Here is a 12,692-nt window from a genome sequence, read left to right as displayed (position 1 = left end):
TACACTGCCGCGCAGATAATGAATAATGAGAACTCATCATGATACGTAATCCGATTCATCTACGTCTCGAAAAGCTGGAGAGCTGGCAACACCTGACTTTCATGGCTTGTTTGTGCGAACGGATGTATCCCAACTATCAGCAGTTTTGTCTGGAAACAGAATTTGGCGATCCGGCGGTTTATCGGCGCATTCTGGACCTTATCTGGGAAACGTTGGTCGTAAAAGACGCTAAAGTGAATTTTGATAGTCAGTTGGAGAAGTTGGAAGAGGCAATTCCTTCAGCTGATGACTATGTTATTTACGGTGTTTATCCTGCTATCGATGCCTGTATCGCATTGAGTGAGGCTATCCATTCGCGTTTGAGTGGAGAAACACTGGAACATGCCATCGCGATCAGCGAAGCATCCATTCGTACCGTAGCCATGTTAGAAATGACATTGGCGGGTAAAGAAATGACCGATGAAGAGCTAAAAGTCTTACCCGCGGTTGAAGAAGAATGGGACATCCAATGGGAGATTTTTCGCCTGTTGGCTGACTGTGAAGAGCGCGACCTGGATTTGATAAAAGGGTTACGATCTGACCTGCGGGAAGCGGCTGTTAGCAACATTGGCATAAATTTAACGCAATAAGGCAAGAAAACGTGATTTAACGCCTGATTTGTCACGTCTTAAGGCTTCACATCTGCCCCCTGTCTGTTCTACATTTGGGGGGCGAAAAAAAGTGGCTATCGGTGCGTGTATGCAGGAGAGTGCTGTCATTTGGCATATCCGTCGCACTTGATGCTTTGCAAACGATAAACACACTGTAAGGATAACTTATGAATAAGACTCAACTGATTGACGTAATCGCGGACAAAGCGGACCTTTCTAAAGCTCAAGCTAAAGCTGCTTTGGAGTCCACACTGGCTGCAATTACCGAATCTCTGAAAGACGGTGATCCAGTACAATTGGTTGGTTTCGGTACTTTTAAAGTAAACCATCGTAATGAGCGCACTGGCCGCAACCCACAGACTGGTAAAGAAATCAAAATTGCTGCAGCTAATGTGCCAGCGTTTGTTTCTGGTAAAGCACTGAAAGATTCTGTTAAATCTTAATAGTGTGTCAGTGAAAATAATAAGCAGGGGGGTGACAAAACCCCTTTTGTTTATGCAGCGGGTGCTGATGACCCTCGGCTTAGCCTTTGGTCTCAGCGCCTGTAGCAGTCAGTCAGGCTCCCCCCAATTCAGTGCCAGCGGATACATCGCCGATAGCGGCGTGGTGCGTTTATGGCGTCAGGATAATGCGCAGCAACAGCCACTGGTGTTGATGAGCGTCTATAGCCCCTACTCCGGGGACAATACCCGCGTGACCTTCTATGAATACCAAAATGGTATTTTGCATGAAATTCGTCGCAACGATTTAGGCCATAACCCACAGAGTGTCGAGCTGCGTTTCGATGAGCAGGGGCAGGTGAGCTTTATGCAGCGGCAATTAGCCGAGCGACGTGAACAGCTCTCAGCTGATGAGATTGCGGTTTATCAGTTGGAAGCGAAACGTATTCTGGATCTGAGCAGCGCACTGCGCGTCGGAAACGTCAGATTAATTCAGGGGGGCTGGCAGGATGGCATCGTCACCACCTGTGCCGGAAAAACATTACGGTTGAGTCTCGATGATAACTCGCAGGTATGGTTGAGTCAGCGCGGCGGGAAGAGTGCGCAACCTTTAGGTGTCGCATGGCTGGACTCACCGGAAGGTCAGCAACTGCTGCTGGTCGCCAATCAAGATTTCTGCCGCTGGGAACCCACTGCCGGCAGTTTATAGCATCGCTAAAATGCAAATGGGCACAGCGAACCGTGCCCATCGAAAGTCGTGACTGCTAGCCATTACTTGCTACGAGTCAGTTACTTACCGCGGGCAATCGCCCGATAGCCAATATCTTTACGGCAGAAACTGCCTTCCCAGTGAATATCCGCCGCTAACTGATAAGCACGTTGCTGCGCCTCAGCGACAGTGGCCCCCAGTGCCGTCACGCATAATACGCGCCCGCCGCTGGTTACCACCTGATTATCACTATTCAACTGCGTCCCCGCATGGAAAACCTTCCCGTCGGCCACTTCTTGTTGCGGCAATCCATGGATCACATCGCCTTGGCGATAATCTGCTGGATAACCGCCCGCTGCCAGCACCACACCCAGTGAAGGGCGCTCATCCCAGTCAGAGGTTTTCTCGTTGAGCTTGCCTTGCGCACCTGCCAGACAAAGATCGACCAGATCAGAACGCATCCGCAGCATGATGGGTTGCGTTTCTGGGTCACCAAAGCGGCAGTTGAATTCGATAACTTTCGGTTGCCCATCCGCTGAAATCATCAAGCCCGCGTATAGGAAGCCGGTATAGACATTCCCTTCCGCTGCCATGCCGCGCACGGTTGGCCAGATAATCTGATCCATCACACGCTGGTGGATCTCATCGGTCACCACGGGGGCTGGTGAGTAAGCCCCCATCCCGCCGGTATTCGGGCCGGTATCGCCATCGCCGACGCGTTTATGGTCCTGACTGGTGGCCATTGGCAGCACATTTTCGCCATCAACCATCACGATAAAGCTGGCTTCTTCGCCGTCGAGGAACTCTTCCACCACGATACGGTGGCCTGCATCACCAAAAGCATTGCCTGCCAGCATGTCGTGAACAGCAGTTTCCGCCTCGTCCAACGTCATGGCGACAATCACACCTTTACCTGCTGCCAGTCCGTCAGCCTTAATCACGATTGGCGCGCCAATCTTGCGAACATAGGCCAGCGCTGGTTCGATCTCAGTGAAGTTCTGGTAGAACGCGGTAGGAATATTGTGCCGTGCCAAGAAATCTTTGGTGAACGCTTTGGAGCCTTCTAACTGAGCTGCTGCTTGCGTCGGGCCGAAGATCGTCAGACCCGCGTCACGGAACGCATCCACCACACCAATCACTAACGGCGCTTCTGGGCCAACAATGGTCAAGCCGATATCATGGCTTTGGGCAAAGGCCAGCAAGCCCGCAATATCCGTCGCGGCGATAGCCACATTTTCTAAGCGAGGTTCCAGCGCCGTACCGGCATTGCCCGGTGCGACATAGATTTTATCCGCTAAAGGCGATTGCGCAGCTTTCCAGCCCAGTGCGTGTTCGCGTCCACCGTTACCAATAATCAAAATATTCATCGGGTGACTCCGTTAAGCGGTTTAATTAATGACGGAAATGACGCATGTCAGTAAAGATCATCGCGATATTGTGTTCATCCGCAGCAGCAATCACTTCGTCATCGCGAATAGAACCACCCGGCTGGATCACGCAAGTGATGCCAACGGCAGCGGCGGCATCAATGCCATCGCGGAACGGGAAGAAAGCATCAGATGCCATGGCGGAACCAGCAACCTGTAAACCTTCGTCGGCGGCTTTGATTCCGGCGATCTTCGCGGAGTAAACACGGCTCATCTGGCCTGCGCCTATCCCGATGGTCATATTATCGCGGGCATAGACAATGGCGTTGGATTTAACGAACTTAGCCACTTTCCAGCAGAACAGCGCATCACGCAGCTCTTGCGCGGTTGGCTGGCGTTTGGACACCACGCGCAGATCCGCTTCTGTCACCATACCTAAATCACGATCTTGTACCAGCAAACCGCCATTCACACGTTTGAAATCCAGACCGGCAGAGCGCGCCTGCCACTGACCGCAGGTCAACACACGCACGTTTTGTTTAGCCGCCAGAACACTTAAGGCGTCGACGCTGACACTTGGCGCGATAATCACTTCCACAAACTGGCGACTGATGATCGCTTGCGCGGTTGCAGCATCTAACTCACGGTTAAAGGCAATAATGCCGCCAAAAGCAGAGGTGGGGTCAGTTTTGTATGCGCTTTCGTAAGCGGCAAGAATGGAGTCACCCATCGCCACGCCACAAGGGTTAGCGTGCTTGACGATCACACAGGCCGGCTCGTTGAACTCTTTCACGCACTCCAATGCGGCATCGGTATCAGCGATATTGTTGTAAGAGAGCGCCTTGCCTTGCAACTGTTCTGCGGTGGCGACGGAAGCTTCTTGCAGATTCTCTTCTATATAGAAGGCAGCTTGCTGGTGGCTGTTTTCACCGTAACGCATATCTTGCTTCTTAATATAGTTAAGATTCAGAGTCCGTGGGAAGTGACCCGCAGGCTGCTCGGTCTCGCCGTGGTAGGCCGGAACCATGGTGCCGAAGTAGTTGGCGATCATACTGTCGTAGGCAGCGGTATGCTCGAATGCTTTAATCGCCAGATTGAAACGGGTTGGGTAGGTCAGGGAACCGTCATTATTATCCAGCTCGGTAATGATGGCGGCGTAGTCACTGCTCTTCACCACGATGGCGACATCTTTATGATTCTTCGCCGCCGAGCGCACCATAGTCGGCCCGCCGATATCAATATTCTCAACGGCATCTTCCAGTGAACAATCTGGACGCGCCACGGTTGCGGCAAAAGGATACAGATTGACGACTACCATATCGATCGGCTGAATATCATGTTCAGTCATGATGGCATCGTCTTGACCACGGCGACCAAGAATACCGCCATGGATTTTTGGATGCAGAGTCTTAACGCGGCCATCCATCATTTCCGGGAAACCGGTGTAATCAGAAACTTCGGTGACCGGCAGACCAGCATCGGCTAACAGGCGGGCAGTCCCACCGGTGGAGAGTAACTCGATGCCACGCTGAGAAAGCGCTTCGGCGAATTCAATGATACCCGCTTTATCAGACACACTAAGCAGAGCACGGCGGATTGGACGGCGTTGTTGCATGGTTTTATCCCTTGGCTTTGGAATCGCAGTTTTTCATTCGCTATAAATAGAGCGTTACGTGAATCTCTACCTGATACTTCTTCTATATATAGAGGAACAGATTCAGATAACGTCCCGAAAAGGGGACGACCGGCCTGTCATTAGCGCGTTGATGGCTAGGATAAGCGGAAAAGCACACTTAATTTTGGCCTGCCGCACGCTATTTTGATAAAAATCGATCCGCAGAGACCCTATTTGATGAATATCTCCCTGCATTTTCGACGCGGGGAATTGTAGCGAAAACGATTGCGTGATGCTCGTCAATTTTCAGTTCAGATTGCAACTGTGGATAAGTTTGTGCACAACAGGGTATAAAGCGGGGTTTTGCTGTGGAATGCAGCAAACGATCATTTTTATTGAAATTAGCAGTTGCGGCCTGCGCGGAACTCCCTATAATGCGCATCCATCGAGACGGCACACAACGAATCAAGTAGTTAAGTGACCGGCAAAGAGAACAGAGAAATTCAACGAAATAAGTAGTTGACTCTGAGTGAGGAAAGCGTAATATGCGCACCTCGAGTTGATGACCGGAAGGTTTCTAACTCACTGCTCTTTAACAATTTATCAGACAATCTGTGTGGGCACTCGCAAGACGATATCGAAGCCTGTTTCGACAGGCAGAAATAATATCAAAGTCTTGAAGAGTGACCAAAGCAGTACACATTTGAACTTCGGTTCGAATGCATATTTGCAGAAAGTAATCTTTGAGCATCGCTATGTTAACTCATAGCAAATCAAACAAATCTTAAATTGAAGAGTTTGATCATGGCTCAGATTGAACGCTGGCGGCAGGCCTAACACATGCAAGTCGAGCGGCAGCGGGGAGTAGTTTACTACTCTGCCGGCGAGCGGCGGACGGGTGAGTAATGTCTGGGGATCTGCCTGATGGAGGGGGATAACTACTGGAAACGGTAGCTAATACCGCATGACCTCGTAAGAGCAAAGTGGGGGACCTTCGGGCCTCACGCCATCGGATGAACCCAGATGGGATTAGCTAGTAGGTGAGGTAATGGCTCACCTAGGCGACGATCCCTAGCTGGTCTGAGAGGATGACCAGCCACACTGGAACTGAGACACGGTCCAGACTCCTACGGGAGGCAGCAGTGGGGAATATTGCACAATGGGCGCAAGCCTGATGCAGCCATGCCGCGTGTGTGAAGAAGGCCTTCGGGTTGTAAAGCACTTTCAGCGAGGAGGAAGGCAGTCGTGTTAATAGCACGATTGATTGACGTTACTCGCAGAAGAAGCACCGGCTAACTCCGTGCCAGCAGCCGCGGTAATACGGAGGGTGCAAGCGTTAATCGGAATTACTGGGCGTAAAGCGCACGCAGGCGGTTTGTTAAGTCAGATGTGAAATCCCCGCGCTTAACGTGGGAACTGCATTTGAAACTGGCAAGCTAGAGTCTTGTAGAGGGGGGTAGAATTCCAGGTGTAGCGGTGAAATGCGTAGAGATCTGGAGGAATACCGGTGGCGAAGGCGGCCCCCTGGACAAAGACTGACGCTCAGGTGCGAAAGCGTGGGGAGCAAACAGGATTAGATACCCTGGTAGTCCACGCTGTAAACGATGTCGACTTGGAGGTTGTGCCCTTGAGGCGTGGCTTCCGGAGCTAACGCGTTAAGTCGACCGCCTGGGGAGTACGGCCGCAAGGTTAAAACTCAAATGAATTGACGGGGGCCCGCACAAGCGGTGGAGCATGTGGTTTAATTCGATGCAACGCGAAGAACCTTACCTACTCTTGACATCCACGGAATTTAGCAGAGATGCTTAAGTGCCTTCGGGAACCGTGAGACAGGTGCTGCATGGCTGTCGTCAGCTCGTGTTGTGAAATGTTGGGTTAAGTCCCGCAACGAGCGCAACCCTTATCCTTTGTTGCCAGCACGTAATGGTGGGAACTCAAGGGAGACTGCCGGTGACAAACCGGAGGAAGGTGGGGATGACGTCAAGTCATCATGGCCCTTACGAGTAGGGCTACACACGTGCTACAATGGCAGATACAAAGTGAAGCGAACTCGCGAGAGCAAGCGGACCACATAAAGTCTGTCGTAGTCCGGATTGGAGTCTGCAACTCGACTCCATGAAGTCGGAATCGCTAGTAATCGTAGATCAGAATGCTACGGTGAATACGTTCCCGGGCCTTGTACACACCGCCCGTCACACCATGGGAGTGGGTTGCAAAAGAAGTAGGTAGCTTAACCTTCGGGAGGGCGCTTACCACTTTGTGATTCATGACTGGGGTGAAGTCGTAACAAGGTAACCGTAGGGGAACCTGCGGTTGGATCACCTCCTTACCTAACGATACGCATTGCGTAGTGTCCACACAGATTGTCTGATAGAAAGTAACGAGCAAATAAGGCCGGACTGAGAAATTAGTCGGGCTTTAGTACCTTGTTGGGTCTGTAGCTCAGGTGGTTAGAGCGCACCCCTGATAAGGGTGAGGTCGGTGGTTCAAGTCCACTCAGACCCACCAACTCACTATTCCCTGTTGAGTTGCAGCAATAAGGTGATTTGCTTTTTATATGGGGCTATAGCTCAGCTGGGAGAGCGCCTGCCTTGCACGCAGGAGGTCAGCGGTTCGATCCCGCTTAGCTCCACCATATAAAAAACTATTTCAAAACGTACTGTGGTCGCAAGACTCAGTGGGTTGTGAAATATTGCTCTTTAACAATCTGGAACAAGCTGAAAATTGAAACAATACAGCTGAAACTTATCTCTCCGTAGATGTACTGAGATGAGGAGTAACCTGTATTAGAGTCTCTCAAATAATCACAGCGCAAGATGTCTGTAAAGACACCTTCGGGTTGTGAGGTTAAGCGACTAAGCGTACACGGTGGATGCCTAGGCAGTCAGAGGCGATGAAGGGCGTGCTAATCTGCGAAAAGCGTCGGTAAGCTGATATGAAGCGTGACAACCGACGATACCCGAATGGGGAAACCCAGTGCAATTCGTTGCACTATTGCATGGTGAATACATAGCCATGCAAGGCGAACCGGGGGAACTGAAACATCTAAGTACCCCGAGGAAAAGAAATCAACCGAGATTCCCCCAGTAGCGGCGAGCGAACGGGGAAGAGCCCAGAGTCTGAATCAGTTTATGTGTTAGTGGAAGCGTCTGGAAAGTCGCACGGTACAGGGTGATAGTCCCGTACACAAAAATGCATATTCTGTGAACTCGATGAGTAGGGCGGGACACGTGACATCCTGTCTGAATATGGGGGGACCATCCTCCAAGGCTAAATACTCCTGACTGACCGATAGTGAACCAGTACCGTGAGGGAAAGGCGAAAAGAACCCCGGCGAGGGGAGTGAAATAGAACCTGAAACCGTGTACGTACAAGCAGTGGGAGCACCTTCGTGGTGTGACTGCGTACCTTTTGTATAATGGGTCAGCGACTTATATTTTGTAGCAAGGTTAACCGAATAGGGGAGCCGTAGGGAAACCGAGTCTTAACTGGGCGTCTAGTTGCAAGGTATAGACCCGAAACCCGGTGATCTAGCCATGGGCAGGTTGAAGGTTGGGTAACACTAACTGGAGGACCGAACCGACTAATGTTGAAAAATTAGCGGATGACTTGTGGCTGGGGGTGAAAGGCCAATCAAACCGGGAGATAGCTGGTTCTCCCCGAAAGCTATTTAGGTAGCGCCTCGTGAACTCATCTTCGGGGGTAGAGCACTGTTTCGGCTAGGGGGTCATCCCGACTTACCAAACCGATGCAAACTCCGAATACCGAAGAATGTTATCACGGGAGACACACGGCGGGTGCTAACGTCCGTCGTGAAGAGGGAAACAACCCAGACCGCCAGCTAAGGTCCCAAAGTCATGGTTAAGTGGGAAACGATGTGGGAAGGCATAGACAGCCAGGATGTTGGCTTAGAAGCAGCCATCATTTAAAGAAAGCGTAATAGCTCACTGGTCGAGTCGGCCTGCGCGGAAGATGTAACGGGGCTAAACCATGCACCGAAGCTGCGGCAGCGACGCTTAGGCGTTGTTGGGTAGGGGAGCGTTCTGTAAGCCGTTGAAGGTGACCTGTGAGGGTTGCTGGAGGTATCAGAAGTGCGAATGCTGACATAAGTAACGATAATGCGGGTGAAAAACCCGCACGCCGGAAGACCAAGGGTTCCTGTCCAACGTTAATCGGGGCAGGGTGAGTCGACCCCTAAGGCGAGGCTGAAAAGCGTAGTCGATGGGAAACAGGTTAATATTCCTGTACTTGGTGTTACTGCGAAGGGGGGACGGAGAAGGCTAGGCTAGCCGGGCGACGGTTGTCCCGGTTTAAGCATGTAGGCGGAGTGACTTGGTAAATCCGGTTGCTTATCAACGCTGAGGTGTGATGACGATGCACTACGGTGCAGAAGTAGTTGATGCCAAGCTTCCAGGAAAAGCCTCTAAGCATCAGGTAACATTAAATCGTACCCCAAACCGACACAGGTGGTCAGGTAGAGAATACTCAGGCGCTTGAGAGAACTCGGGTGAAGGAACTAGGCAAAATGGTGCCGTAACTTCGGGAGAAGGCACGCTGGCATTAGGTAAAGAGACTTGCTCTCGGCGCCGAAGCCAGTCGCAGATACCAGCTGGCTGCAACTGTTTAATAAAAACACAGCACTGTGCAAACACGAAAGTGGACGTATACGGTGTGACGCCTGCCCGGTGCTGGAAGGTTAATTGATGGGGTCAGCCTTACGGCGAAGCTCTTGATCGAAGCCCCAGTAAACGGCGGCCGTAACTATAACGGTCCTAAGGTAGCGAAATTCCTTGTCGGGTAAGTTCCGACCTGCACGAATGGCGTAATGATGGCCAGGCTGTCTCCACCCGAGACTCAGTGAAATTGAACTCGCTGTGAAGATGCAGTGTACCCGCGGCAAGACGGAAAGACCCCGTGAACCTTTACTATAGCTTGACACTGAACATTGAGCCTTGATGTGTAGGATAGGTGGGAGGCATTGAAGTGTGGACGCCAGTCTGCATGGAGCCAACCTTGAAATACCACCCTTTAATGTTTGATGTTCTAACTCGGCCCCGTAATCCGGGGTGAGGACAGTGTCTGGTGGGTAGTTTGACTGGGGCGGTCTCCTCCCAAAGAGTAACGGAGGAGCACGAAGGTTAGCTAATCACGGTCGGACATCGTGAGGTTAGTGCAAAGGCATAAGCTAGCTTGACTGCGAGAGTGACGGCTCGAGCAGGTACGAAAGTAGGTCTTAGTGATCCGGTGGTTCTGAATGGAAGGGCCATCGCTCAACGGATAAAAGGTACTCCGGGGATAACAGGCTGATACCGCCCAAGAGTTCATATCGACGGCGGTGTTTGGCACCTCGATGTCGGCTCATCACATCCTGGGGCTGAAGTAGGTCCCAAGGGTATGGCTGTTCGCCATTTAAAGTGGTACGCGAGCTGGGTTTAGAACGTCGTGAGACAGTTCGGTCCCTATCTGCCGTGGGCGTTGGAAGATTGAGAGGGGCTGCTCCTAGTACGAGAGGACCGGAGTGGACGAATCACTGGTGTTCGGGTTGTCATGCCAATGGCATTGCCCGGTAGCTAAATTCGGAAGAGATAACCGCTGAAAGCATCTAAGCGGGAAACTTGCCTCGAGATGAGTCTTCCCTGGGGCTTTAAGCCCCCTGAAGGAACGTTAAAGACTATGACGTTGATAGGCTGGGTGTGTAAGTGCAGCGATGCATTGAGCTAACCAGTACTAATGATCCGTGAGGCTTAACCTTACAACACCAAAGGTGTTTTGGCTATTTGAGACAAAATCGAGTGAAACGATTTTGAGCGCCATAAGTGGCGAACCCGAAGGGGTGAGTATCGGTATGATACGTATACTCTTGATTTTCAGCGAAGTTCCGAGATTGAGCTAATTGGTTTGGTATTTTGATACTGAACGGGTTGGTTAAAACAGAATTTGCCTGGCGGCCATAGCGCGGTGGTCCCACCTGATCCCATGCCGAACTCAGAAGTGAAACGCCGTAGCGCCGATGGTAGTGTGGGGTCTCCCCATGCGAGAGTAGGACACTGCCAGGCATCAAATTTAGCGTGCTGATATGGCTCAGTTGGTAGAGCGCACCCTTGGTAAGGGTGAGGTCCCCAGTTCGACTCTGGGTATCAGCACCAGTTATATGGGTTTAAAAGTTCGGTAGTTGTAGAAAAGAATTTACCTGGCGGCAATAGCGCGGTGGTCCCACCTGACCCCATGCCGAACTCAGAAGTGAAACGCCGTAGCGCCGATGGTAGTGTGGGGTCTCCCCATGCGAGAGTAGGACACTGCCAGGTATCAAATAAAGCTGAGACCCCATGCCAAAAGCGTGGGGTTTTTGCTTTTCTGTTATCCAAAAAGTAAAGATCAATAGAAAGTGTCGCGAGCAGTATCGTGACAACATAACTCCGACTGCTGACAAATTCCGCTGACTCTATCCGCCTGCTTTCCTCATTATTGCTGCTATTACTAATAACCTCAACCCACTGTAAATTAGTCAATTTTTTTGTTTTTTAGCCGCTGAAAAAATCAAACTAACTGTTTTGCTGACAGTCGATATTGCCACCTCCGCAGTGAAAAATTTTCAGGTTGTGGTAGAACGCTCGACTTTTCATCTAAAACCCGCTATCTTCGGGCATCTAGAAGTCTAAACGTATAAACGGATATATTGAGGATATAGGCATGCCAATTCGGGTTCCTGATGAATTACCGGCGGTGAGTTTCTTACGCAATGAGAATGTCTTTGTCATGACTTCATCGCGTGCGAAAACTCAGGAAATTCGTCCCCTGAAGGTGTTGGTTTTGAATCTGATGCCTAAAAAAATTGAGACGGAAAATCAATTCCTGCGTTTACTCTCTAACTCACCCTTACAGATCGATATTCAATTGCTGCGGGTTGATAGTCGCGAGTCAAAAAATACCCCCGCCGAGCACCTGAACAACTTCTATTGTGACTTTGAGGATATTCAGGATCAAAACTTCGATGGGCTGATAGTCACTGGCGCACCTCTGGGCTTGGTCGATTTCTGTGATGTCGCCTACTGGCCACAGATCGAGCGCATTATTGCCTGGGCCAAGGATCATGTTACCTCAACCCTATTTGTCTGTTGGGCGGTACAGGCGGCGTTAAATATCTTGTACGGCATTCCCAAGATGACCCGTGAGGTCAAACTCTCCGGAATTTATCAGCACCAAACGCGGGAACCGCTGGCACTATTAACACGCGGCTTCGACGAGACCTTCCTCGCCCCCCATTCCCGCTATGCGGATTTTCCGCTTGAGGTGCTTCAGCAATATACTGATCTGGATATATTAGTCTCATCGGAAGAGGCGGGTGCTTATCTGTTTGCCAGCAAAGATAAGCGGGTAGCTTTCGTGACGGGTCATCCTGAATATGATGTTGATACGCTAGCAGGAGAATATCAGCGTGATGTGGCCGCAGGTCTTAACCCGCAAGTTCCACTGAATTATTTCCCTCACGATGATGCAACTTTGCCACCCAAAGCTTCATGGCGTAGCCATGGGCATCTGCTGTTTGCCAATTGGCTGAACTACTATGTTTACCAAATCACCCCGTTTGATTTGCGTCGTATGAATCCTACCCTCGATTAGTATTCTCCCCCCCAAATGTTAATAATGGCGGCTGAATCGAAGCCGCCTGTCTGTTTTTACTCCCAATAAGTGCCACTCAACATAGTGTTAACTGGTCTGATCTCTTTGATAAACAATAAGTTATCTCGCCAAAATTGATGTAATGGAAGTAGCTTCCTATCTATTCACACTACACTTATATGTTAACAACATGATAAATAAAGATTAAAAAAATATTTTAAATAAAAATGGAAATCGTTTTTGATTTTCATAATTAATTGATTATTCTTAGTGCTGTCGGGGTGAAAAATG

The 12,692-nt window shown here is 50.4% G+C and carries 6 protein-coding genes, 3 tRNA genes and 4 rRNA genes; 11 read left to right on the top strand and 2 right to left on the bottom strand.

Annotated elements, in window-relative coordinates:
* Window positions 1-38: 38 nt before the first annotated feature.
* From ACZ76_RS07410 to ACZ76_RS07400, 3 genes are all read left to right on the top strand, one after another.
* Entirely contained in the window at window positions 39-629 is a 591-nt protein-coding gene (locus ACZ76_RS07410) for a YjaG family protein (protein WP_048618162.1), read from the top strand.
* 188 nt (window positions 630-817) lie between these two features.
* Window positions 818-1,093 carry a nucleoid-associated protein HU-alpha gene (gene hupA, locus ACZ76_RS07405; protein ID WP_004876782.1) on the top strand — a complete coding sequence of 92 codons (276 nt, stop codon included), beginning with the start codon at window positions 818-820 and terminating at the stop codon, window positions 1,091-1,093.
* A 52-nt stretch (window positions 1,094-1,145) separates the two neighbouring features.
* Window positions 1,146-1,799: a DUF1481 domain-containing protein gene (locus ACZ76_RS07400; RefSeq protein WP_048618160.1), complete on the top strand. Its 654-nt coding sequence runs from the start codon at window positions 1,146-1,148 to the stop codon at window positions 1,797-1,799.
* Between the two features lie 80 nt (window positions 1,800-1,879).
* Here the strand turns inward: ACZ76_RS07400 and purD are convergent, their stop codons facing one another.
* Window positions 1,880-3,166, bottom strand: coding sequence for a phosphoribosylamine--glycine ligase (gene purD / locus ACZ76_RS07395; RefSeq protein ID WP_048618158.1), 1,287 nt, complete (start codon window positions 3,164-3,166; stop codon window positions 1,880-1,882).
* Window positions 3,167-3,191: 25 nt separating this feature from the next.
* On the bottom strand, window positions 3,192-4,781 hold the full coding sequence (purH, locus tag ACZ76_RS07390) for a bifunctional phosphoribosylaminoimidazolecarboxamide formyltransferase/IMP cyclohydrolase (RefSeq protein WP_048618156.1): 1,590 nt from the start codon (window positions 4,779-4,781) through the stop codon (window positions 3,192-3,194).
* Between the two features lie 786 nt (window positions 4,782-5,567).
* Here purH and ACZ76_RS07380 point away from each other — a divergent pair.
* The 8 genes from ACZ76_RS07380 to metA all read left to right on the top strand — a co-directional run bounded on the left by ACZ76_RS07380 (window position 5,568) and on the right by metA (window position 12,401).
* Window positions 5,568-7,110, top strand: a 16S ribosomal RNA gene (locus ACZ76_RS07380).
* 102 nt (window positions 7,111-7,212) lie between these two features.
* Window positions 7,213-7,289: transfer RNA gene (locus ACZ76_RS07375), tRNA-Ile, on the top strand.
* 51 nt (window positions 7,290-7,340) lie between these two features.
* Window positions 7,341-7,416 (top strand) — tRNA-Ala (locus tag ACZ76_RS07370).
* A gap of 210 nt (window positions 7,417-7,626) precedes the next feature.
* A 23S ribosomal RNA gene (locus tag ACZ76_RS07365) occupies window positions 7,627-10,533 on the top strand.
* 188 nt (window positions 10,534-10,721) lie between these two features.
* Window positions 10,722-10,837 (top strand): 5S ribosomal RNA (gene rrf / locus ACZ76_RS07360).
* A gap of 14 nt (window positions 10,838-10,851) precedes the next feature.
* A tRNA-Thr gene (locus ACZ76_RS07355) sits at window positions 10,852-10,927 on the top strand.
* Between the two features lie 43 nt (window positions 10,928-10,970).
* Window positions 10,971-11,086, top strand: a 5S ribosomal RNA gene (rrf, locus tag ACZ76_RS07350).
* The 16S, 23S and 5S rRNA genes sit together here with 3 tRNA genes alongside, the layout of an rRNA operon.
* 385 nt (window positions 11,087-11,471) lie before the next feature.
* Window positions 11,472-12,401 carry a homoserine O-acetyltransferase MetA gene (gene metA / locus ACZ76_RS07345; protein WP_004877686.1) on the top strand — a complete coding sequence of 310 codons (930 nt, stop codon included), beginning with the start codon at window positions 11,472-11,474 and terminating at the stop codon, window positions 12,399-12,401.
* The last annotated feature ends 291 nt before the right edge of the window (window positions 12,402-12,692 follow it).

Source organism: Yersinia aleksiciae, from assembly GCF_001047675.1.
Classification (GTDB): domain Bacteria; phylum Pseudomonadota; class Gammaproteobacteria; order Enterobacterales; family Enterobacteriaceae; genus Yersinia; species Yersinia aleksiciae.
Note: the sequence above shows the minus strand (reverse complement) of the source record. Positions and strands in the feature narration are given on the sequence as shown.

Bases quoted from the DNA above. Each gene is read 5' to 3' on its own strand.
- ACZ76_RS07410 (WP_048618162.1), top strand. From the start codon at position 39: ATGATACGTAATCCGATTCATCTACGTCTCGAAAAGCTGGAGAGCTGG.
- hupA (WP_004876782.1), top strand. From the start codon at position 818: ATGAATAAGACTCAACTGATTGACGTAATCGCGGACAAAGCGGACCTT.
- ACZ76_RS07400 (WP_048618160.1), top strand. From the start codon at position 1,146: ATGCAGCGGGTGCTGATGACCCTCGGCTTAGCCTTTGGTCTCAGCGCC.
- purD (WP_048618158.1), bottom strand. From the start codon at position 3,166: ATGAATATTTTGATTATTGGTAACGGTGGACGCGAACACGCACTGGGC.
- purH (WP_048618156.1), bottom strand. From the start codon at position 4,781: ATGCAACAACGCCGTCCAATCCGCCGTGCTCTGCTTAGTGTGTCTGAT.
- metA (WP_004877686.1), top strand. From the start codon at position 11,472: ATGCCAATTCGGGTTCCTGATGAATTACCGGCGGTGAGTTTCTTACGC.